At 66.1% G+C, this 23044-nt stretch carries 19 protein-coding genes; 9 read left to right on the forward strand and 10 right to left on the reverse strand.

The features are described from left to right. Positions 1-2: 2 nt before the first annotated feature. Complete coding sequence (locus ACREE8_RS19230) at positions 3-128, forward strand: GreA/GreB family elongation factor (RefSeq protein ID WP_431574640.1); 126 nt, start codon at positions 3-5, stop codon at positions 126-128. Between the two features lie 77 nt (positions 129-205). Here ACREE8_RS19230 and ACREE8_RS19235 read toward each other — a convergent pair whose 3' ends face one another. Next, entirely contained in the window at positions 206-2770 is a 2565-nt protein-coding gene (locus ACREE8_RS19235) for a polynucleotide kinase-phosphatase (protein ID WP_431574622.1), read from the reverse strand. Next, positions 2767-4170 carry a 3' terminal RNA ribose 2'-O-methyltransferase Hen1 gene (locus tag ACREE8_RS19240; RefSeq protein WP_431574623.1) on the reverse strand — a complete coding sequence of 468 codons (1404 nt, stop codon included), beginning with the start codon at positions 4168-4170 and terminating at the stop codon, positions 2767-2769. Before ACREE8_RS19240 ends, ACREE8_RS19235 begins: the two co-directional genes overlap by 4 nt. A gap of 585 nt (positions 4171-4755) precedes the next feature. Here ACREE8_RS19240 and ACREE8_RS19245 point away from each other — a divergent pair. After that, positions 4756-7116 (forward strand): DUF1989 domain-containing protein, encoded by a 2361-nt coding sequence (locus ACREE8_RS19245; protein ID WP_431574624.1) that lies wholly within the window; start codon positions 4756-4758, stop codon positions 7114-7116. A 49-nt stretch (positions 7117-7165) separates the two neighbouring features. Here the strand turns inward: ACREE8_RS19245 and ACREE8_RS19250 are convergent, their stop codons facing one another. From ACREE8_RS19250 to ACREE8_RS19260, 3 genes are read right to left on the reverse strand one after another with little or no spacing between them, the layout of a single operon-like run. Beyond that, positions 7166-7888 carry a DJ-1/PfpI family protein gene (locus tag ACREE8_RS19250; RefSeq protein ID WP_431574625.1) on the reverse strand — a complete coding sequence of 241 codons (723 nt, stop codon included), beginning with the start codon at positions 7886-7888 and terminating at the stop codon, positions 7166-7168. Positions 7889-7916: 28 nt separating this feature from the next. Beyond that, positions 7917-8225, reverse strand: coding sequence for a DUF1272 domain-containing protein (locus ACREE8_RS19255; RefSeq protein ID WP_431574626.1), 309 nt, complete (start codon positions 8223-8225; stop codon positions 7917-7919). Then, complete coding sequence (locus tag ACREE8_RS19260; RefSeq protein ID WP_431574627.1) at positions 8143-9192, reverse strand: GlxA family transcriptional regulator; 1050 nt, start codon at positions 9190-9192, stop codon at positions 8143-8145. The genes ACREE8_RS19255 and ACREE8_RS19260 overlap by 83 nt, the downstream gene beginning before the upstream one ends. A gap of 251 nt (positions 9193-9443) precedes the next feature. On the opposite strand from ACREE8_RS19260, the gene ACREE8_RS19265 reads away from it, so the two are divergent. From ACREE8_RS19265 to ACREE8_RS19275, 3 genes are all read left to right on the forward strand, one after another. Continuing rightward, complete coding sequence (locus ACREE8_RS19265; protein WP_431574628.1) at positions 9444-11921, forward strand: transketolase; 2478 nt, start codon at positions 9444-9446, stop codon at positions 11919-11921. A 216-nt stretch (positions 11922-12137) separates the two neighbouring features. After that, on the forward strand, positions 12138-12815 hold the full coding sequence (locus ACREE8_RS19270) for a DUF1345 domain-containing protein (RefSeq protein WP_431574629.1): 678 nt from the start codon (positions 12138-12140) through the stop codon (positions 12813-12815). A gap of 15 nt (positions 12816-12830) precedes the next feature. Next, positions 12831-13640 carry a class I SAM-dependent methyltransferase gene (locus ACREE8_RS19275; protein ID WP_431574630.1) on the forward strand — a complete coding sequence of 270 codons (810 nt, stop codon included), beginning with the start codon at positions 12831-12833 and terminating at the stop codon, positions 13638-13640. A gap of 14 nt (positions 13641-13654) precedes the next feature. On the opposite strand, the gene ACREE8_RS19280 is transcribed toward ACREE8_RS19275, so the two are convergent. Further along, positions 13655-14206: a hypothetical protein gene (locus ACREE8_RS19280; RefSeq protein WP_431574631.1), complete on the reverse strand. Its 552-nt coding sequence runs from the start codon at positions 14204-14206 to the stop codon at positions 13655-13657. A gap of 150 nt (positions 14207-14356) precedes the next feature. Here ACREE8_RS19280 and ACREE8_RS19285 point away from each other — a divergent pair, with 150 nt between their 5' ends. From ACREE8_RS19285 to ACREE8_RS19300, 4 genes are read left to right on the forward strand one after another with little or no spacing between them, the layout of a single operon-like run. After that, positions 14357-15349: a cyclodeaminase gene (locus ACREE8_RS19285; RefSeq protein WP_431574632.1), complete on the forward strand. Its 993-nt coding sequence runs from the start codon at positions 14357-14359 to the stop codon at positions 15347-15349. 42 nt (positions 15350-15391) lie between these two features. After that, positions 15392-16171, forward strand: a complete 780-nt coding sequence (locus ACREE8_RS19290) for an HpcH/HpaI aldolase family protein (protein ID WP_431574633.1) — start codon at positions 15392-15394, stop codon at positions 16169-16171. Between the two features lie 16 nt (positions 16172-16187). Next, positions 16188-16916 (forward strand): aldolase, encoded by a 729-nt coding sequence (locus ACREE8_RS19295; protein WP_431574634.1) that lies wholly within the window; start codon positions 16188-16190, stop codon positions 16914-16916. 17 nt (positions 16917-16933) lie between these two features. Next, entirely contained in the window at positions 16934-18169 is a 1236-nt protein-coding gene (locus ACREE8_RS19300) for an aminotransferase class V-fold PLP-dependent enzyme (protein ID WP_431574635.1), read from the forward strand. Between the two features lie 6 nt (positions 18170-18175). Here the strand turns inward: ACREE8_RS19300 and ACREE8_RS19305 are convergent, their stop codons facing one another. The 4 genes from ACREE8_RS19305 to ACREE8_RS19320 all read right to left on the reverse strand — a co-directional run. Then, complete coding sequence (locus tag ACREE8_RS19305) at positions 18176-19252, reverse strand: phosphotriesterase family protein (protein ID WP_431574636.1); 1077 nt, start codon at positions 19250-19252, stop codon at positions 18176-18178. Positions 19253-19274: 22 nt separating this feature from the next. Continuing rightward, positions 19275-21353 carry a dipeptide ABC transporter ATP-binding protein gene (locus tag ACREE8_RS19310; RefSeq protein ID WP_431574637.1) on the reverse strand — a complete coding sequence of 693 codons (2079 nt, stop codon included), beginning with the start codon at positions 21351-21353 and terminating at the stop codon, positions 19275-19277. After that, the gene (locus ACREE8_RS19315) at positions 21346-22203 is read right to left on the reverse strand and encodes an ABC transporter permease (RefSeq protein WP_431574638.1); all 858 of its coding nucleotides are present in this window, start codon (positions 22201-22203) and stop codon (positions 21346-21348) included. The genes ACREE8_RS19310 and ACREE8_RS19315 overlap by 8 nt, the downstream gene beginning before the upstream one ends. Beyond that, positions 22200-23044 (reverse strand): ABC transporter permease (locus ACREE8_RS19320; protein WP_431574639.1); only part of this gene is annotated, 845 nt, incomplete at its 5' end. The genes ACREE8_RS19320 and ACREE8_RS19315, both read right to left, overlap by 4 nt.

Consider the following 23044-nt stretch of genomic DNA (forward strand, 5'->3'; position numbering starts at 1 on the left):
AGATCAGCTGGGTCTCGCCCCTGGCGCGCGCGATCAGCGGCGCCAGCGTCGGCGACACTGTGCTCTGGAAACGCCCCGCCGGCGACCTCTCGCTCGAGATCCTCTCGATCAAATATCCGAAGGCGTAAGGCGCACCTCGATAAAGCAGCCCCTCCCTGGCCCTCCCCCGAATTTGGGGGATAGAAAGGACAAGCGCGCCTCTTCGCTACAGCCTCGGATCCACCGGCTCGCTCTCCAGAGCCAGCACGCCGAAAACGCATTCATGGACGCGATGCAACGGCTGGCGTTCGACGAAGCGGTAGAGCGCTTCGGCGCCGAGAGCGAACTCGCGGAAGGCGAGAGCGCGCTTACGCCCCAAGCCGCGGCGGCGCAGGCGCGGCAGGTTCTCCGGCGAATCGTAATCGATGCCGTAGATGATGCGCAGATATTCGCGGCCTCGGCATTTGATTGCCGGCTGGATCAGTCCGCGCGGCCCACGGGCGATAAAGTCGAGCGGTTTCACCACGAAACCCTCACCGCCGGCGTCAGTCATGGCGACCCACCAGTCGGTGGCCTCCGCTACCTGAGCCTCGTCGAACGGATCGACGCGCCGATGGGCCGTCGCCATCAGCACGGGGTCTCCGCTCTCGGCAAGCTGGGCCAGCTCCGCCATGTGCCAGAGATGATTCTTGTCCAGATGCGCGGCCCCTTCGGTCGCCAGCAGATGGAACGGCGCGATCCGATAATCCCCGATCGCGTTCACCTGCCAGCAATAGCGCCGATAGGCGGCGGCAAAGCGCTCAGCCAACAGCACGCGGCCTGCGGCCTGGTCGGGCAACGCGCCCAGCTCGATGCCCCGCGCCCCGGCCGCGGCATAGGCCGCCGAGACGGCCTCGGTCGAGATCCGCGCCGCCGTGCCGGTCGGGGCATATTGCTCGAGGATGAGACCTTGCGCCTTGGCCGACCAGGGCATGAGCTCGCAATCGAGCAGCGCCCAGTCGGTGGCAAAGCGATTCCAGAAGTCGCACTGGTCCATCGCAGCCCGCATCCGTGCCAGGAGCGCTTCCGAGGTCGCCGCCTCAGGAAAGAAGGCGCGGCCGGTACGAGTAAAGATCGCCCCGGTCTCCGCGCCGGTCGTGCCGAAGCGCCGGCGGGCGGCCGCCTCGTCGCGGCAGACCGCGATCACGGCGCGCGATCCCATATGCTTCTCTTCGCAGACCACGGCGGTCACGCCCTGGTTCCGGAAATAGGCGAAGGCCTCGGCCGGATGCTCGAGCCAGCCGTCGGCACCGCTGGTCTCCGAGGGCGACATGGTCGGCGGCAGATAGGCCAGCCATTTCGGGTTCATGGCGAAGCGGCTCATGACCTCGAGGGCCGCCGCCCCGTTGGCTTCATTCACGGTCACGGTTTTGGCGAGCCGGGTCGCGATGATGCGCTTGCCGCGGACATCCGCCAGGTCGAGCATGTCGTCGGCGACCGCCTGCGCCCCGCGCGCCGGACCTGAAACGGCCAAGGGGCGGATCGGCTCGAAATAGGTTCGCGCCGCCGGGACGGAGACCAACTCGCGCTCGGGATAGCGCAGGGCCGTCAGCTTGCCGCCGAACACGCAGCCCGTGTCGATACAGATCGTCTCGTTCAGCCACTCGGCCTCCGGAACCGGCGTGTGGCCATACACGATCTGTGTCGAGCCGCGATAATCCTGTGCCCAAGGATAGCGAACCGGCAAGCCGAACTCGTCGACTTCCCCGGTGCTCTCGCCATACATGCAGAAGTCGCGCACGGCGCCCGAGGCGCGGCCGATCATCTCGCCTTTGATACCGGCATGGGCGATCGCTAGACGGCCACTATCGAGCCAGAAATGGCTGACCAGCTTGTCGAGAAAAGCCCGAACCTGCCGACGGAAGAATTCCGGCTCGGCCTCGAGCTGGGCGATGGATTCCGCTAGCCCGTGCGTCCGCTGCACGTCGCGGCCGTTGAGCCATTTCAGCAGCTTGTTCTCGTGGTTGCCGACGATGCAGAGCGCCTGGCCGGATTCGACCATGCCCATGACCAGGCGGAGCACATCGGGCGTGCGGGGTCCGCGATCGACCAGGTCGCCGACGAAGAGCGCCTTGCGGCCCGGCGGTGCCGTGACCGCGCAGGCCCGTTCACTCCCCTCGCCGGAGAAGGTCACGCCATAGCCGAGGCGGTCGAGCAAGGCTTCCAGCTCGTCGCAGCAACCATGGATGTCGCCGATGATGTCGAACGGTCCGGTTTCCGCCCGCCGGTCGGTCCAGAGCGGATGACGCGTGATCTCGGCCGCCTCCACCTGCGCCAAGTCTCGAAGCTCATGGATCTGACGGAAGCCCTCGCGCTTGAGGTTGCGCAGGTTCCTCCGGAGCGTCTTCACATGGTTGCGGACCACATGGACGCCGAACTGGCGATCCGGCCGAGGGGCGTTGCGCTCATGGCAGAGCCGCTCATCGAGATCGAGGACGATCGCGACAGGGAGGGCGTGATATCGGCGTGCGATCTCGACATAAGCCCGGCGATCCTCGGGCCGGACGTTGGTTGCGTCGATCACGGTAAGACGCCGTCCCGCGAGGCGCTGCTCGGCGATGAAATGAACCAGCGCAAAGGCAGCCGGCGAGACGGTCTGGTCGTTCTCGTTGTCGGCGACGATGCCGCGGCAAAAATCGGACGAGACGATCTCGGTCGGCCGGAAATGCTTCCGGGCGAAGGTGGATTTGCCCGAGCCGCTGGCGCCAACCAGGACGACCAGGCTGAACTCCGGAAGATCGATGCGGCTCATGTGGAGGCTCCCCGGGTGAAGACCGCCATTTGTGTCGGCGCCCCCAAAGCGTCGTCGACCGGGCCGATAGGCTGGAACCGCACGGCGTAGCCATGGACAGCGGCGACAGCCGTCGCCCAACCCTCGAATTCCACCCGCGACCATTCGAAACGATGGTCGCGATGGCGCATCGCGCCGGGCGCCATGCCCTCGAACAGCGCGTTATATTCGCGGTTGGGCGTGGTCACGAGGACCATCGGCGGCGCCATGAACTCGAACACGGCCCGCTCCAGGGCCGGCAGCCGGTCGACATCGATATGCTCGATCACCTCGACCAGGGCCGCCGCGTCGTAACCGGCCAATCGCCGGTCGCGATAGGTGAGGGCGCCATGAAGCAGCTTGAAGCGCGCCCGCTGGCGCTCGGCCATGCGCTCGAATTTCAGCCGCTTCTCGGCCCGCTCCAGGCTGTGGAGCGAGGCGTCCACGCCGACGATCTCCTCGAACTGGCGATGGTCCTTGAGCTCGCGCAGCAGCCGGCCTTCGCCGCAGCCGAGATCGACGACGCGCTTGGCGCCGCTCGCCAGCAGTGCCGCGGTCACCGTCTCCATGCGCTGGTCGTTGAGGCGGATCGGCGTCTCGAGGGTCTCCTCGCCGGCATTCTTGATCTCGGGCGCGAATTCCTCGTCGCTGGCCGCCGTTTCCGACAGGCGCGCCAGCGCCTCGCGCACCAGACCCGGCTTTCGCCGCAGGGCGCGGTTGACGATGAATTCCTTTTCCGGATGGCCATCGAGCCAGCCGGCGCCCTTGGCGAGAAGGTTCTCCACCTCGTCCGCGTTCACGTAGAAATGCTTGGAATTGTCGAGCACGGGAATCAGCACATAGAGATGCGTCAGCATCTCTCGGACTGTTAGCATTCCCTCGAGCCGCAGCGTGACATAGGGGCTGGCGCCCCAGTCGAGACGCTGCAGGTCGAGCATGTGCGGTTGCGCCCGCACCTGGTAGCCCAGCGGCTCGAACAGGCGAGCAGCCATGCCGTCCCGGCCGCGCGCGGCGATCGGCTCGACCGTCACCACCAGAGGCAGGCGGGTGTCGGTCAGGTCCGGACGATGCTTGGATCGCCCCGCCATTGCCGTGTTCAGGACCTTGCCCAAAGCCACGGACAGAAAGGACGAAGCTGCATAGGCACGATCGTTTACATACTGGTCGAGCAACCCCTCACCATCGCCCTTGCCGCGCACGAGCTGGACCCGGTCGATATCGACGGTCAGGGCAAAGGTCGCACGTTCCTCGCCTGCCTCGGGGAAGAAGGCGAGGGCGCGGCCGAAAGCCAATTCCTTCTCATGCAGCCGCTCGGGGTTCTTATGGAGAAGAAAGCCGAGATCGGTGGCGGGGCGATGGGTGGTGGAGATGGTGAGCAACATGAGTGATGCCGTGTGCTTGGGTCGTGTGTGATGTCGAGACGGTTCCGCGAGGCAATAAAAAAACCCTCCCGGAACTGGGTCGCGGGAGGGTTTGATCGGATAGCCAAGATTGGTCGGATGGCTAAGTCACGGTCAAACCGCTTCCCGCTGCGGCTGGCAGCATGGGATTGCGTTCCGGGCGCGAATTGGCGCCTGACGCTATCGAATCCGAATGGCGGCAGACCGGGAGAAGCATGGTCGTCGTTCCTGTCATGTGCGCTGCCGGCCCGAAGGGCTGCAAGGCGCGAAGGCGGCGCATCTTATGATTGTATCGCGGGCGTTCGTCAAGGCGGGTTTGGATGCGGGTGTTGGTATATCGATCGAGTTACGACCCACCCCCTTCCCGCAAGGGGGAAGGGATGAGAAAGAAAATCGCTCAGTCGAAAGATCACCTCCCCGGGGAGGTCAGAGCAAGGTGAGTGGGCGGGGGGCTTGGTGAGGCTTGCGCCGCCTGGTCTTTCCGAATCCAATCCAACACCAATGGCGCCTGAGGCGGCCCGATAGCGGTCTTGCGGAAGACCCTCTGCCGACGCGATAATTACCCTCATGAACCTGGTCACGCCGACACCGAGCCCTGCGATCCCGCGGCCGCGCCTGCGCGAGCCGGGCCTGCCGCTGTTCCGGCCGGGCGTCGAGCGCCATCTGGTGCGGGGCGCCGGCGCGGTCATCCTTCATCTCTTCCGCGGCGACCGTGTTTCGGTCACGGATCGCGAGGGTCGCCAGGCTTGCGAGATCGCGGTCTTCGCGCCCGATGGGCAGGAGGATATGGCGGCCTTGGGGATAGATGCGGTCCGGGAGTCGCCAGGCATCAACCGTCTGCTGGCCGGCGCCGACCCGGAGTCTCGCGCGATCGCCGCGCAATTGCGCCAGCGCAATCTGCCTTCGCGGGTGAGCCGCACGGGCGTCCTCTTCGCGCGCGAGTCCCTGCCGGGTGAAACCGTCGAGCTGGTGGTCGCGCGCGAATGCCTGGCGATCTTCCATGCGGCCGGCGGGCCGATGGCGGTCGACGCGCAGGATGCGCCGACCGATCTCAGCGTGGTGGTCCATCGCGCCACTGCGACGCCGCTGGTCGAGCCGCCGCTGCCCGAGCCGCTGGCGGATTTCCGCACGGAGCTGCGGGTCGCGAGATGCACGGCGCGTGCCTACGAGGTCAAGGCCGGCGAATATATCCAGGTGATCGACGTGGCCGGGCGGCAATGCTCGGACTTCGTCTGCGTCGATGCGCGCCTGCTGGAGAAGGGCATCGACCGCGGCTTCGACATGACCGCGACCCGCACCATGACCGGGCTGCTCTATCCGGGTCCGGGGCTCGCCTCGAAATTCTTCACGACCGACCTGCAGCCGCTGGTCGAGGTGGTGCAGGACACCGTCGGCCGGCATGACAGCTTCGGCCTTGCCTGCACGGCGCGCTTCTACGAGGATGCCGGCTATCCCGGCCATCCGAGCTGCTCGGAGAATTTCAGCGCCAGCCTGAAGCCCTTCGGTGTCGCGCCCAAGCGCGGCTGGCCCTGCATCAATTTCTTCTACAACACCGGCCTCACCAGCCAGAACGCGATCTTCCTCGAGGATCCCTGGTCCAGGCCCGGCGACTATGTGCTGCTGCGCGCCATGACCGACCTGGTCTGCGCCTCCTCGGCTTGTCCCGACGATATCGACGCGACCAATGCCTGGAACCCGACCGATATCCATGTCCGCATCTATCCCGCGAAATCCGATTTTCAGCGAGCGATCGCCTTCCGCATGTCAGCCGATTCAGAGCCGCGCTTGACGCGCGAGACCGCCTTCCATCCGCGCACCTCGGCGCTCACCCGGAACTTCGCCGAATATCGCGGCTTCTGGCTGCCCTCGCGCTACACCGCGACGGGGGCCGTGGACGAATACTGGGCCGCGCGCGAGGCGGCGATCGTCCTCGATCTGAGCGCGCTCCGGAAGTTCGAGGTGCTGGGCCCCGAGGCCGAGACGCTGCTCCAGCTCGTCTGCACCCGGAACATCAAGCGGCTCGCCGATCTCCAATGTGTTTACACCGCGCTCTGCTATGAGACCGGCGGGATGCTGGACGACGCGATCGTCTTCCGGCTGGGCGGCGACAAGTTCCGGCTGGTCTGCGGCGACGAATATACCGGCCAGTGGCTGCGCGAACAGGCGGCCAAGCGGGGCCTGCGCGCCTGGGTCAAGAGCTCGACCGACCAGCTGCACAACCTCTCGGTCCAGGGGCCGAAGAGCCGCGACATCCTCAAGGAGATCGTCTGGACCGCGCCGGCCAATCCGAAGCTGGAGGAGATCGGCTGGTTCCATTTCACCATCGGGCGCATCGGTGGCTATGACGGAACGCCGGTGATCGCGTCGCGCACCGGCTATACCGGCGAGCTGGGCTATGAGCTGTTCTGCCATCCCAAGGATGCGCTCAAGGTCTGGGACGCGGTGTGGGAGGCGGGGCAGCCGCAAGGGCTGAAGCCGCTGGGTCTCGAGGCGCTCGACATCCTGCGCATCGAGGCGGGGCTCGTCTTCTTCAATGCCGAGTTCAACGACCAGATCGACCCGTTCGAGGCCGGCATCGGATTCACCGTCGCGGTCAAGGGCAATGAGGAATTCATCGGCCGCGAGGCGGTACTGCGGCGCAAGGAGCATCCGCAGCGGACTCTCGTGGGTCTCGAGCTCGAGGGGAACGAGGCGGCGGCCCATGGCAACTGCGTCCATGTCGGCCGCGCGCAGGTCGGCGTCATCACCTCGGGCTGCCGTTCGCCGGTCCTGAAGAAGAACATCGCGCTCTGCCGCATGGACATCGCCTATGCCGCGATCGGCACCGAGGTCGAGGTCGGCAAGCTCGACGGCCAGCAGAAGCGCATCCCGGCGACCGTGACGCGGTTCCCGTTCTACGATCCGGACAAGCTCAAGCCGCGATCGTAGAAGGCTTTGCTTTTCCACCAGATGCCACTCGCCTGACGTTATCGCGAGATCACGCTGCCCGCGGGGGCGGCAGGGCAATCCCGAGGCGCTGGGCGACACGACGGGCGGTCTGCTCGCGCCGGTCCGTCGTCGCCTTCAGCGAAAGCCTCGCTTCCCGCAGGATATCGCTCGGCGCGGTTTCCGGCGTCCCGCTATTGAAGGGAGGCTCGGGGGCATATTGCATGTAAAGCTGGATGGATTTTGCGGCGGCGTCGCCCCTCAGTTCCGCCGCGACGCGCAGGGCGCCATCGATGCCCGCAGTGACGCCTGCCGCGAAGACCATGTTCCCGTCCATCACCACGCGCTGATTGACGGGTGTGGCGCCAAAATAGGGCAGCAGATGCATCGAGGCCCAATGGGTCGTGGCCTTCCGGCCCTTGAGCAGTCCCGCCGCTCCGCAGATCAAGGCACCCGTGCAGACGGAGAAGAGGCATCTCGCCCCTGCCGCCTGGGCTCTGATCCAGGCGAGTGTTTCCTCGTCCTCCATCAACGCCTCCTGGCCCCATCCACCCGGGATATGAAGAAGATCGAGCTGCGGCGCATCGGTCAGCATGGCGTCGGGATACAGGCGCAATCCTTTCAGGTCCCGAACCGGTGCCAAGGTCCGGGCGTAGATGCGATAGGTGGAATTCGGAAACCGGGAGAGCACCTCGAAGGGGCCGGTCAGATCGATCTGATCCAGCCCGTCGAACAGCAACGAGCCGATCTGCAGGGGGACGTCATGGGGAATCATAGGGGATGACCTAGTTCGGGGAGCGTGGCTACCGCCGCTCCGGGGGAATGGTGCGCACCGTCTGCACAAAGGCTGCAATTTCGGCTCGGTCATAGCTGAGATGGACACGCTCGGTCGACGCAGGCCTCTTGACGAGGCACAGGCCCGGGCGGCGTTCGGTCACCGGGCGGATCGGGCGGGGGACGAAACCGCCGCCGCAGTTCGGGCAGACATTGGCGAGATGACGTTCGACGCAGTCCGCGCAGAACGTGCATTCATAGGTGCAGATCCGCGCCTCGGTCGCATGCGGCGGCAGGTCCTTGTCGCAATACTCGCAATTGGGCCGGAGTTCCAGCATTGACGGCTCCTAGGGTTGTGCTGAATGTCTTGCGGTAACTCGAGGGATCGATCGAAAGATGGCGATGAAAGGCGCGCCGCATCCGTTCCGGCGCCCCGAAGCCGCAATCGCGTGCGATGGCGTCGATCGAGGCCGTGGATTGCTCCAGCCGCAGTCGCGCCGCATCGATGCGGGCCTGCTCGACGAACTTGGCCGGGGTCATGCTGGTGTCCGCGACGAAGGCCCGCGCGAAATTCCGCGGGCTCATGCCGGCGATCTCGGCCAGGACCGGCACCGAGAGATCCTCGTCGGGATGGGCGAGAATGAACCGCTGGGCCTGGCGGATCGGGTCGCGGCCGCCCTCGGCCGCCAGATGTGGGCTGAACTGGGATTGTCCTCCGGGACGGCGCAGGAACAGCACCAGGGTGCGGGCGACCTGCACGGCGACGTCGCGTCCCCAATCCTGCTCGACGAGATGGAGAGCCAGGTCCATGCCGGCGGTCACTCCGCCTGAGCTGTAGAACTTGCCGTCGCGCACGAAGATGCGGTCGGGTTCGAGGCGGACCTCGGGAAACTCTCGCGCCATCCTGCCGCAATCCTGCCAATGGGTGGTGGCGGCGCGACCGTTCAGCAATCCGGTCGCCGCCAGAAGAAAGGCACCGCTGCAGACCGAGGCGACGCGTCGCGATGCCCTGGCCGACCGCTTGATCCACCGGATCAGCCGCTGACTTTCGCGCGCCTGCCACACCCCGCTGCCGCCGGCGATGAAAAACGTATCCATCGGCTCTCGCCTGCCGTGGATGGCATGGGTGGCGAAGACCTGAAGGCCGCTGTTGGTGGTGACCGGTCCGGCACGCTCTCCCAGAATCTGGAGGCTATAGGCCGGTCCGTTGAGAACGCCGCTGGCGATGAGGAACCTGTTGGTACAACCGAAAACTTCGAGCGGCCCCGTGACATCCAGGATCTGCGCGTTCTCGATTGCCAACATGGCAACGACGCGCGGCTTGGCGGGTCGGTGGGCGGGGCGGAGGGAAGGGGTCGTCGCCATGGACGGATTATCGGGCCGGCCGAGGATGGCAGCAATGACATTGATCCCTCTTTTTCTGCCAAGCGCCAGGGCGCCCGCCGCCGCAGAAACGGAGACGGCGGAGATGAAAATCCCGCCATTCCGAGCCGTCTTGGGGCTGTCCCGAACTCCTGTTAGGCTTCGGGCCCCGAACCCCGACGGAGCCTTCCCGCATGTCCCCGTCTTCCGCCAGCGCTGCCGCGCGCGACGTCGTTTCGACCGAGGCCCGCGAGCGCGAGCTGGCATTGCTGGCCGAGCTCGAGCGCAAGGTGCTGTGGCTCGCCAGTTGGACCATCCATCATGCGAACCATATCCGCGAGAACGAGGATGGCCTCAAGGTCGGCGGCCACCAGGCCTCGTCCGCCTCGCTCGCGACCGTGATGACGGCGCTCTATTTCTCGATCCTCGAGCCGCAGGACCGGGTCGCGGTCAAGCCGCATGCGAGCCCGATCTTCCACGCGATCCAGTATCTCCTCGGCAACCAATCGCGCGACCAGCTCGAGCGCTTCCGCGGCTTCGGCGGCGCGCAGTCCTACCCGTCGCGCACCAAGGACCAGGACGATGTCGATTTCTCGACCGGCTCGGTGGGCTTGGGTGCGGCCATCACCATCATGGGCAGCCTGGCGCGCGACTATCTGAAGGCCAAGCCCTGGGCGAAAGGGTTGCAGCCGGGTCGCATGGTGGCGCTGGTGGGCGATGCCGAGCTCGACGAGGGCAATGTCTATGAGGCGCTGCTCGAGGGCTGGAAGCACGGGCTGAAAGATTGCTGGTGGGTCGTCGACTATAACCGCCAGAGCCTCGACGCGGTCGCAAGTGACCGGCTGTTCGAGAAGGTCGAGCATCTCTTCCTCAATATGGGCTGGGAGGTGGTGACGCTCAAATATGGGCGGCTCTTGACCGAGGCCTTCAAGCAGCCGGGCGGCGAGGCGCTGCGGCAATGGATCGATTCCTGCCCCAACAGCATCTATTCGGCGCTCACCTATGAGGGAGCCGCCGGATGGCGTCGCCAGCTTGAGACAGATATCGGCCGCGAGCGTGGCGTGCCTGAGCTGCTCGCGCGTTATGACGACGCGGGCCTGGCGCGGCTCATGACCAATCTCGGCGGTCATGACCTGGGGCTGCTGCTCGATGCCTTCCGCGCCGCCGGCCGCGACCGCCCGGTCTGCTTCATCGCCTATACGGTGAAGGGGCACGGTCTGCCCTTCGCCGGGCACAAGGACAATCACGCGGGGCTGATGACGCCGGCGCAGATGGAGCAGTTCCGAACCGAGAACCGCGTACGATCGGGCCACGAATGGGACGCGTTCGAAGGTCTCGACGGTTCCGCGGCCGAACTCGAGCGCTTCCTGGCCGAGGTGCCGTTCCGCTCGACCGCGACGCGGCGCCATCACCCGCCGGCACTGCCGGTGCCCGACGATTTTCCGCTGCCCCAGGGCCAGACCATGTCGACCCAGGAGGGCTTCGGCAAGATCCTGAACGAGCTTGCCGCCGGCAAGTCGGCGCTGGCCGAGCGCATCGTCACCACCTCGCCCGACGTGACGGTCTCGACCAATCTCGGGCCCTGGGTCAATCGCCGCGGGCGCTTCTCTTTCGCCGCGCAGGAGGATCCGTTCCAGCTCCGCCGCCTGACCTCGCCGCAGAAATGGGGCGGCGGCCCCGAGGGCCAGCATATCGAGCTCGGAATCGCCGAGAACAATCTGTTCCTGATGCTGGGCGCCCTGGGCCTGACGCACAGCCTGATGGATCAGCGGCTGCTGCCGGTGGGCACGCTCTACGATCCCTTCATCCAGCGCGGCCTTGATGCGCTCAACTATGCCTGCTACCAGGATGCGCGCTTCCTGCTGGTGGCGACGCCCTCGGGCATCACGCTGGCGCCCGAAGGCGGCGCCCATCAATCGATCGCGACGCCGCTGATCGGCATCGCCCAGGACGGCATCGCCGCCTTCGAGCCGGCCTATGTGGACGAGCTTGCCGCGATCATGAAATGGGGCTTCGCCTATATGCAGCGCGACAAGCAGGCGGAGGCAGCGGAGTGGGAGCGCGAGGCCTGGGTCCGCGAGGAGACCGGCGGCTCGGTCTATCTGCGGCTCTCGACGCGGCCCCTGGCGCAGCCGGGGCGGACGCTCGATGCGGACATCACCGAGGGCATCATCCAGGGCGGCTATTGGATGCGCCCGCCGGCGCCCGGATGCCGGCTCGCGATCTGCTATATGGGCGCCGTCGCCGAGGAGGCACAGCGCGCGGCGGGGCTGCTGGCCGAGGACATCCCCGACATCGCGGTGCTGGCGATCACCTCCGCCGACCGGCTCTGCGCCGGCTGGCATGCGGCCGAGAAGAAGCGCCAGCTTCATGCGGGCGACGAAGAAGAAGCGGCAATCCCGGACAGCTATGTCGAGCGGCTGCTGGCGCCTCTGGCGCGCGACGCGTCACTGGTGACGGTGCTGGACGGGCATCCCGCCGCGCTCTCCTGGCTCGGCGGCGTGCGCGGCCACCGGGTCCAGGCGCTGGGCGTCGAGCATTTCGGCCAGACGGGAACCATCGGCGATCTCTATCGCTATTACCGCATCGACGAGAAGGCGATCGTCGAGGCCTCGCTCGCGGCGCTCGGGCGCAAGGCGGCGCGGGCGCGGGACTACATCGCAAAGCTCTGAGCGGCCGATCGGTTCAACGGTGATCCCCGCGAGGGCCGGAGACGACCGAAGTCGCGACCGACCTTATGTTCGCCCATCGATGGCTCTTCGGGTTTTGCGCTTCTCCATGGGGCGCGAAGCAGCGGGATGCTAGTCTTTCGAGCGCATCCGGCCTTATCAGATGATGCCCTGACCATGGATTGCCGGCCGCTCGCCCCGCCAAAGGAGAATCCAAGGTTGTTCGAAAGAGTCCGCGGTCATCTGTTGCACCACGCCCGGTTCTATATCGCGGCGTTCCTGGGCTTCGTCATCTGGGTCGTCCTGCAGATTCTGCCGCTCGCCATCTTGCCGCCGCCCTTGCCGATCCTGCTGGCGGGCGACGCCTTCTTCGCGATCTATCTGGTGCTGACGATGATGCTCGCAATCTACGAGGCGCCGAGCAAGATGCGGCTGCGGGCCAGCATCGAGGATGAAGGCTTCGGGCTGATCGCGGGCATGACCATCATCGCGGTCATCCTCAGCATCGGCTCGATCTTCATCCTCCTGAACCGGACCAGCGGGGAAGTCAGCCGCATCGGGCTCTGGCTCTCGGTCGCCAACGTGCCCCTGGGCTGGCTGACCCTGCATATGGCGGCGTCCTTCCACTATGCCCATCTCTACTATGCCAAGATCTCGGACAAGGACGGCAAGAAGCGCGACACCGGCGGCCTCAAATTCCCCGGCGGCGGCGATCCGATCATGTGGGATTTCCTCTATTATTCCTTCGTGGTCGGCATGACCGCCCAAGTCTCCGACGTGCAGACGCTGACGACGGAAGTTCGCCGCCTGACCCTGTTTCATGGCATTGTCTCGTTCTTCTTCAACACCGTGCTGCTGGCGCTCGCTGTCAATATCGTGGTGGCGCAGGCGCACTGATCCAGGAGGCAATCGATGACCGACAGCGACAAGGTCTTCGCCGGATCGATCCCGGGTTTGTATGACCGCTATCTGGGGCCGCTGCTGTTCGAACCCTATGCCCAGGACATCGCGCAGCGCCTCGCGGATGTGAAGGAAGGCCGGCTGCTGGAGATCGCGGCGGGAACGGGGATCGTCACGCGCGCGCTGGATCGTGCGCTGCCGCCGAAGGTCGCCATCACGGCGACCGATCTCAACCAGGCGATGCTCGACCATGCGATGACGCAGCTCCGATCGGCGCGGGTTCGATGGCAGCAAGCCGATGCTCTGGCGCTGCCCTTCAAGGACGGCGAGTTCGACGTCGCGGTTTGCCAGTTCGGCGTCATGTTCTTTCCGGACAAGCGCAAGGCCTTCCAGGAAGCGCTGAGAGTCTTGAAGCCGCGCGGTCGATTTCTCTTCAATGTCTGGGACAGCCTCGAGGAAAATGAAGTGAGCCTCACGGTCACCGACGCGGTCGCGGGCTGCTTTCCGGAAAATCCGCCCCAGTTCCTCCGCCGCGCTCCGCATGGCTATCACGATGTGGCGGCGATCCGCCGGGAGCTGGAGGCGGCGGGGTTCGGCGCGATCAAGGTCGAGACCTTGCCCAAACTGTCCCGGGCCTCGTCGCCGCGTGACCCCGCGATCGGCTTCTGTCAGGGCTCGCCCCTGCGCAACGAAATCGAAGCCCGCGACCCCAAGCGCGTCACCGAGGTCACGGAGATCGCGACCCAGGCGGTCGCGGCCCGGTTCGGTAACGGGCCGATCAGCTGCAAGCTGCAGGCGATTGTTGTCGAAGCGAGAAAGTAGTTCCGCTCCGGCGGCTATTTGTATCGGATGACCTTCCGCACCAGCGGCAGGAAGGCCTCGATCGGCAGTGTGTCGTAGCCCGGATCGAAGGAGGGGGCGTCGTACTCTTTGCAGAAGGCGAGGGTCATCTCGAAGTCCGGGTGGCCCTCATAGCGCCGGAAGGCACCTGGGTCGCGCTCGGGGTGGTTCGAGAAGAAATAGGACTGGAAGATGGGGTGATGCGTCAGCAGCCAGGCATGGCGCTCCCCCACGAAGGGCCGCAGGATCTCGCCGGCGACGCCGCCATGGTTATGGCCCGAGACCAGGTCGGCCATGTCATGGAAGAGGGCGACCACGATCGTGACGTCGTCGGCACCGGCCCGTAAGGCCCGCGTCGCCGTCTGCAGCGAATGGTCATAGACATTCACCGGCAGGCCGTCGGAATCGATATCGCGATTGGTCTCGAGCATGGCGAGGACGAAGTCCGCGATCGGGGCCCGCGGATGCTCCCGCTCATAGCGCTTGAGCGCGGCCCAATCCTCGGCCTTGGCCTCCATGACAGAGCGGAACGAGACGACATTGGCCATGGAGCACCTCCTGCGCGGGAGCAAGTGTAGTTTGTCTATTATAGACAAAAAATCTTGATTTTCCTATGATGGTCGCCTTGCCGTCACCCCGCCTTTGCGGGGGTGACAATATAGGCAGCGGCGACAGCAACAGAATTGGGCAACACCCGCATGGCGGCGGCCTTGATCCTGACCGAGACCGACCTGAAGCGCTGCGTCAGCCTCGATCGCGAGACGATCGCCGTGGTTGAGAGCGCCTTCGTGGCCCTCGCCAAGGGCGGGGTGCAGATGCCGCCGGTGCTCTCCCTGCTGATCGAGGAATTCAACGGCGAGGTCGACGTCAAGGCCGCCTATATCCCGGGCAAGCCCAGCTTCGCGGTCAAGATCGCGCCCGGCTTCTTCGACAATCACAAACTGGGGCTGCCGAGCCTGCACAGCCTGATCGGGCTCTTCAGCGCCCGCACCGGCCAAGTCGAATGCATCTTCCTCGACAATGGCTATCTGACGGGCTTACGCACCGCCGCGGCAGGAGCGGTCGCGGCCGATCATCTGGCCCGGCGCAATGCCGGCAAAGCGGGTGTCGTCGGCACCGGCAAACAGGCGCGCCTTCAGATCCAGGCTCTGATCCAGGTCCGGCCGCTGACGCAACTCCTGGTCTGGGGCCGCGATCCCGAGAAGGCCGAGCGCTATGCCCGGGAGATGAGCCCGGTTCTGGGGTTGGAGGTCTCGGTCGCGGGCTCGGTCGAGGCCCTGGTCCGCAACAGCGACATCGTCGTCACCACCACGGCCAGCCGGACACCGCTCATCCGGGCCGAATGGCTTCATCCGGGCCTGCATATCACCGCGATGGGTGCCGATACCGAGGAGAAGGCGGAACTCGACGCCCGGATCCTGGCGCAGGCCGACCGGTTCGTCTGCGACCGTCGGCAGCAGAGCCTGACGGTGGGTGAGCTTCGCCATGCCGTCCAGAAGGGTCATGCTCCCGCCGAGGAGCATGTCGCCGAGCTGGGCGATGTCATCATCGGCAAACGGCCGGGTCGGTCTTCGGAGGCCGATGTCACGGTTTGCGACCTGACGGGAACCGGGGTTCAGGATACCGTCATCTGCATCCATGCCTTCGAGATCGCCCGCAGGGCCGGGCTCGGACTTTCGCTCGCCAGCTGACGAGCTTCGCGCATCAACCTTGGTATCACGGGACAAACATTCATGACCGCATCCTCCACCCTCGTCAGCCGGATCAAGGCCGGCGAAACCGTCATCGGCAGCTGGTTCACGGTTCCCCATCCGATGGTGGCGGAGACCCTGGCGCAGGGGAATTTCGACTTCCTGCTGCTGGACGGCGAGCATGCGCCGGTGCCGCCCGACGCGGTCAGCAACCTCCTGCCCTCGACCGAGCTGCATGGCTGCCCGGTGATCTACCGGCCGCGCACCAACAGCATCGATCTCATTCGGGGTGCCCTCGATGCCGGGGTCAACGGCGTGATGGTGCCGATGATCGAGAATGCCACCGACGCCAAGCGCGCGCTCGACGCGGCCAAATATCCGCCGCTGGGCAAGCGTGGCATCGGTCCCTGGCGGGCCTCGAATTATTACGACAATTATCTCGACTATGTTGCCGAAGCCAACGCCACGACCTGCGTCGTGCTGCAGATCGAGAGCGGGGCCGCCGTCGATGCGATCGAGACCATCGCCTCGCTCGCGGGCGTCGATGTGCTCTATGTCGGGCCAGCCGACATGGCGGCCTCGATGGGCCTCAAGGTCGGCCAGCGCCATGCGCCGCTGACCGCGGCCATCGAGCGGGTCGCCGTTGCCGCGAAGAAACATAACAAGGCCGTTGGCATCGACGTCACCTCCCTGGACTTCTTCGCCATGTATCAGGAGATGGGCTTCCGCTTCTTCACCTATGGCATCGACACCAGCTATCTGATGGATGGCGCGCGCGCCGCGGCGAAGGAATTGCGCGCCCATATCAAACCGAAGCGTTGAGACGACGGAACGCGAGATGAAAAACGACATCCAGAATGCCCGGATCGACCTGGCGGCCTGTTTGCGGTGGGCGGCGAGGCTGGGATACCAGCAGGGGGTCTGCAACCATTTCAGCCTGCTGCTGCCGGGCTCGGACAGTCTCTTCCTGGTGAATCCGGAGGGGTTGTTCTGGTCGGAGGTCCGGGCCAGCGATCTGCTGGTCTGCGATCTGGACGGCCATATCGTGGAGGGGCAGGGGACCGTGGAAATCACGGCCTTCTGCCTCCATGCGCCGATCCATCGCCACAGCAAGAAGGCGCGGGCGGTCCTGCATTGCCACACGCCCTATACCACCGCGCTCTGCCTGATCGAGAACGCCAAGGTCGAGCCGGTCAATGTCGCCGGCTTCCAGTTCTATGGCCATATCGCCTATGACGAGGATTGCCAGGGCGGCGCCTTGAGCCCGGCCGAGGGCGACCGTGAGGCGGCCATCCTGGGCGACAAGAACGTTCTGATGATGCGCAATCACGGGCCGATCGTGATCGGCCCGACCGTGGCTGCCGCCTTCGACCGTCTCTATTATCTGGAAGAGGTCTGCCAGCGCCAGCTCCTGGCCATGTCGAGCCACCGGCCGCTGAAGCAGGTGGCGCCCGCCATCGCCCAGGGTCTGGCCGACGAGGTGGCCCTGTTCGAGACCTATTCCGAGAAACATCTGGCGGCCATCAAGCGGGTGTTGGATCGCGAGGCCCCGGACTATGCTCGCTGAAACGCGGTAGGTTCAACATGTCGAACGTCTTCGAAAAACTTGGCACCAAGACCCTGATCAACGCCTATGCCCCGATGACGCGCTTCGGTGGCGGCGTCATGCGGGACGAGGTTGCGGCCGCGATGCGCGAGGCCACACAATATTGCGTGGACATGCCGGAGCTTCAGGCGGTGGCGAGCCGGATCATCGCCGAGGTCACCGGTGCCGAGGCGGGGATCGTGACCTCGGGCGCGTCGGCGGGCCTGCTGCTGGGCACGGCCGCCTGCGTGACCGGGCTCGATGCCGCCAAGATGAACCGCCTGCCGGACCTGACGGGCATGAAGAACGAGATCATCGTCATCCGCGGCCAGCGCAATTCCTACGATCGCGCGCTGCGCGCGATCGGCGTGACGTTGGTGGAAGTCGGGGTCTCCGACCGCGCCAACGGCACCGGCATCCGCGACGCGGAGCTCTCCGAGATCCGCGAGGCGATCACCGACCGCACCGCGGCGATCTTCTATCTGACGAAGCCCCATGCGCTGCCCCGGCTGGCGGAGGTCGTAACGCTCGCCCATGAGTTCAGCCTGCCGGTGCTGGTGGATGCCGCGGCCGAGCTGCCGCCGGGCGGCAATCTCCGGCGGTTCATCGCCGACGGCGCCGATCTGGTGGCCTTCAGCGGCGGCAAGATGATCGGCGGGCCGCAGGGCTCGGGCATTCTTTGCGGCCGGCGCGACCTGGTGGCGGCGGCCCTCTTGCAGCAGCTCGATCTCGACTACACCTACGATGAATGGAATCCGCCGGCCAAGCTGGTGGACAAGCAGCGCCTGCGCGGCGTGCCGCGCCATGGCGTGGGGCGCTCCTGCAAGACCGGAAAAGAGCAGATCGTCGGATTGCTGACGGCCTTGCAGCTTTTCGCCAAGGAGAGCGACAAGGACCGCGAAGCGCGCTGGCAGCTTCTGTCGGAGAAGCTGGTGGCGCTGCTGGGGGGTGTCGCCTCGATCTCGGCGCGGGTGATTCCAGATCCGGATCTCAGCGGCATCCCCGTGGTCGAGGTTTCGCTCGAGAAAGCCGGCGCGAAACTGGGCGGGACCGAACTGCTGCATCAGCTGCGCAGCGGCTCGCCGCGCATCGAGGTCAATCCCTGGCGACCGGCGGACGGGGTTTTGATCCTCTCGCCGGCCTGCCTGCGCGAGGACGATCCGCCCGCCATCGCCGAGCGCTTCCAGCAGATCCTGGGGTCGAAGTCGGCTCTGGCCTCGACGGCGCGGCGCTGACGGCGCTCAGGCCTGGATCGTCAGCAGCCGGCGCGGCGTCTCGACCAGGAATTTCTGCACCATCGCTTCGGGGATGCCGCGCTTGATCAGGCGCGGCACGATGTTGCGCAGGATATGGCCATAGCCCGGCCCGCCGAACTGCGACAGCCACATCTTCACGTCATTGTCGTGCGATAGCACGATCTGGTTCTCGAATCCCTGTTCGACGAGATAGCCGATCGCGTCCATGCGCCCGCCATCGTTGGGTGCTGAGATATGGGGCGCCGGCCAGTAATAGGAGAATTCGTGGCCGAACATGTCGTACTCGATGACGATTCCGGCCCGGGCCAGGGCCGAGAGCTTTTCCCGGTCGAAGATGGTGCGCTCGGTGTGACACATGACAGTGCGGGTCAGGTCGGCGCCGGCCTTGGCCAGCACCTCGCAGATCTCGAACGGCGCCGCCTCGCTGCGGCCGGGATGGATCGAGAGCGAGGCGCCGGTGCGCTTCTGGGCCTGAGCCGAGGCGCGCAGCACCTTGATTTCGGCCTGGCTCAGCGGCCATGAGCAGCCGACCTCGCCGATGATGCCGGCCTTGATGCCGGTGCCGTCGGCACCCACCAGCACGTCGGTTGCGATCTTGTCGGCAAGCTGACCCTCGTCGAGGGCGGCGACTTCGGCCGGGTGCGCCGCCTCGACATAATAGGAGGCACCCATCACCACATGGACGCCGGACTGCCGGGAGATTTCAGCGAGGCCCTTGGGATCGCGGCCGATGCCGCCGCTGGTGACCTCGTCCAGGATGGAACCGCCATGCTTCTTGAAATGGGCGATCTCGGCGACCGCGCTGCCGATATCGTCCATGACGGTATTATCCCGGTTGGACATGCCGTCGAACACCAGCCGTCCGAGCAGCGTCGGCTCGTAGGGCGCCTTATAGATGGCCTGCGCCTCCGGATCGTCGGGGCGGGACTCGAGATGGCGGGCATCGATCAGCAGATGCTCATGCATCAGGGTCGGGCCGGAGCTCGCAGGCGCGATCGTTCCGAGAACCGTCGAGATCTTGCCGGCGAGCGCGGCGCGGTGGCCTGTTTCGGTGCTGTTCATGTCTCTCTCCCGACGGAATGCGTCAGCCTGAGGCGAGAGCCGCCTCGGGCGACGATGCTGAGTGATATTGCGGCAGGGTCTGCGGTTCCAAATGGCAGGCGAGCGTGACACCGTTGCCGAGCGCGCGAATGGGCGGGGCCAGGCGGTCGCAAATGCCGACCATGCGAAAACGGCAGCGCCCGAAGTAGACGCAGGCGTTCTCGGCGGTCGGGCCGCTTGTTGCCGGTGTCGGCGGCAGAGCCTGCAACTTGCCGCCGGGTGCCGAGTTCAGCAGGTCGACGACGTAAGGATGTGCCGGGCCGTCGAGCAGTGCCGCGCGCGGGCCCTCGGCGACGATCCGCCCGCGATACATCACGGCGACGCGGTCGGCGAACTGGCGCACGACCGAGAGGTCATGCGAGATGAAGAGCATCCCCAGCCGCCGGCGATGGCGTAGCGACTGGAGCAGATCCAGCACGCGGGACTGGATCGAGACATCGAGCGCCGACAGCACCTCGTCGCAAATCAGGAAGGCCGGCTCGGCCAGCACCGCACGGGCAATCGCGACGCGCTGGCGTTCACCGCCCGAAAGCGCCTGGGGCGTACGGAAGAAGCAGCTCGGGTCGAGCCCAACCTCCTCGAGGATCGCCTTGCTGCGCTTGTGGGCCTCGTTTCCCCAGATGCCAAAGAAGGCACCCAGGGGCCGTTCCAGGATGCGCCCGACGGTCATGCGGGGGTTGAGCGACGCATCGGGGTTCTGGAAAACATACTGGATCAGTCGGCGTTCCTCGCGTGTCCGCTGGCGCAGGTTCGGCGGCAGGGACACATCGTCCAGCCGGACATCACCGGCGCTCGGCGCCATGATCCCGCAAATGGCACGGGCGAGGGAGGATTTTCCGGATCCGGATTCGCCGATCAGGGCCAGGATCTCGCCGGCGCGAAGCTGCAGGCTGGCATCGTCGACGGCGGTCGCGCCGCTGTTCTTCCAGGACAGGAAGCGCCGCTTGCGATAGCGGACACTCAGGCCGCGCAGCTCGAGCTTGTCGGCACGAGCCGCGGCCTCCAGGGCCGGACGCGTCGTGTTCTCGGCTTCGTTGCCTTCCATCGGCGATGGCTTGATGCGGTCGAATTTCCAGCAGGCCACGGCCCGCCCTTCGTGGTCGTCGGCACCCGGCGCGCGCAAAGGCTGGAGATGGGCGGCACATTCGGTCTCGGCATAGGCGCAGCGCGGGGCGAAGGGACATCCGGACTCCGGCACGTCGCGACGCTTGAGCACGCCACGCAGCCTTGCATAGGGCGATCCCAGGCTGCCGGGGATCGAGGCGATCAGGCCTTGCGTGTAGGGATGGAGCGGATCGCCGAAGACGCGGTGCAGCGGTCCGACCTCCACGAGCCGGCCCGCATACATCACGCCCACGCGATCGGCCAGCTCCGCCAGGAGATGGAGATCGTGGGTGATATAGACCATCGTCATGCCGAGGCGCCGCTTGAGGTCCAGCAGCAGATCGACCACCTGGCGCTGGGTGGTGACGTCGAGCCCGGTGGTCGGCTCGTCCAGCACGACGATCTCCGGCGAGCAGGCGATGGCCATGGCGATCACGGCGCGCTGCTGCTGCCCGCCCGAAAGCTGCGAGGGATAGCGCGTCATGACCTCGGCCGGCGCCGGGAATCCGACGGCTCTCAGCAGCTCGGCGACGCGGCCTTTCGTGGCCCGGCCGGAAGAGACGCGATGGACGCCGAGGATCTCGGCGATCTGCTGCCCGATCCGGATCGCCGGGTTGAGCGCCGTCGTCGGGTTCTGCGGCACGAAGGAGATACGGGCGCCGCGCAAGGCTCGGATCATCTCGTTGGGGAGGGCCAGCAGCTCCTGCCCCTCGAACAGCACGTGGCCGCCGACGCGCAGGCCCGGGCCCCGCTGCGACAACAATTGGCGGCCGACCGTGCTCTTCCCCGATCCTGATTCGCCCACCAGCCCGAAGATCTCGCCGGGCATGATATCGACCGAGACATCCTCGATCGCCGGCACCGCGGCGCCGGGATAGCGGACCGAAAGCTCCCGGACCCTGACCAGCGGTTCGCCGGTAGGGCGCGGCGCGGGCGGCGAGGAGACGGCCTTACGCATCGCCCACCCGCTTGCCGCCGATGAGACGCGCCAATCCTTCGGTGAAGAGGTTCAAACCCACCACCAGGGAGGCCAGCATCAGCCCGGGGCCGAACATGGTCATGGGCGCGATCGCGATCAGATTGCGGTATTCGCTCATCATCAGGCCCCACTCCGGCGTCGGCGGCCTGATGCCGAAGCCGAGGAATCCCAAGGCGCCGATCAGCACCGGCGCATAGCCTGCCCGGATTGCGAACTCGACCAGCAAGGTGCCGACCGAGTTCGGCAGGATCTCATGGCGGATGATGGCCCAACTGGATTCGCCACGCAGCCTTGCCGCCATCACATAGTCGCGCGAGGAAACCTCGACCGCGGCGACGCGCGCCATGCGGGCGATGCGCGGCACATAGACCAGCCCCACCGCGAGGATCAGCAGGATCGGGCTGCCGGCCCAGGCGGGTCCTGCCACCATGATCGCGATCAGCGCCAGGACCAGGAACGGGATGCTGATCAGCACCTCGCAGCCGCGCATCAGCAGGGAATCGACCCAGCCGCCGGTGAGGCCGGAGAACAAGCCGATGATGCAGCCCACGACCAGCCCGACCGCGGTGCCGCTGATCGAGAGCAGCAGCACGATATGGCCGCCATAGAGGGTACGACTGAAGACATCGCGACCGATCTGGTCGGTGTTGAAGGGATGGGCCCAGCTCATCCCGGCGAGCGGCTTGCCGGTGCCGATGGCGGCATAATCGAAGGGCGCGATGAAGGGGCCGGCGATCGCCAGGACCAGATGGATGATCAGGATCACGGCACCGGCCCGCAGCGTGACCGGCCAATGCTGCGATGCGCGATAGGCCTCGGCCAGGCTCATGGCCGCAGCCTCGGATTGAGCCAGATGGAGACGAGATCGGCCGCGAGATTGCTCAGGATATAGATCGCGGCGGCGATGAGCACGCAGGCCTCGATCAACGGCACGTCGCGCAGCTGCAGGGAATCGATCAGCAGGCTGCCGAAGCCGGGGAAGACGAAGACACGCTCGACGATCACCACCCCGCCGATGAGATAGGAGAGATTGAGCGCGGTCACGTTGAGGGTGGGGGCCAGCGCGTTGGGCAGCACATGGCGCAACAGGATCCGCGTCCGGGTCAGGCCCTTGAACTCGGCCATGGTGACGAAGTCGGAATCGAGCGTCTCGATCAGATTGTCGCGCAGCATCCGCACCGCATAGGCCGCCATGATGAGGGCCAGGGCCACGCTGGGGAGCGCGATGGCGCGCAGGAAATTGGCGGTGCCCATGCCGGTGAAGAGAATGGAGGCGACCGGCAGCCAGGACAAAGCCACGCCGAAGACCAGCAGCAGCATCGTCGCCAGCAGGAATTCGGGCGTGGAGAGCACGACGATCGTGGCGACCGTCAGCACATGGTCCACCGGCCGGTCCCGGTTGATCGCCTGGACCATCGCCACCAGCAGCACCAGCGGAATATAGATCGCGAGCGCGGCCAGGCTCAGCAGTGCCGTGACCTGGAGTCGCGGGGCGACGATGTCCCAGACCGGCTTGCGGTTGGCGACGGAGTCGCCGAAGTCAAGCTGGACGATGCCGGAGAGCCAGGTCCGATAGCGGTCGAACAGGGGATCATTGAGATGGAGCTGCTCGCGCAATTGCTCGAGCTGGGCCGGGGAGGCGTCGCGACCGAGGATGCGCCGGGCGACGT

Origin of the sequence: Hypericibacter sp. (genome assembly GCF_050729195.1) — a bacterium.
Taxonomy (GTDB): Bacteria; Pseudomonadota; Alphaproteobacteria; order Dongiales; family Dongiaceae; genus Hypericibacter.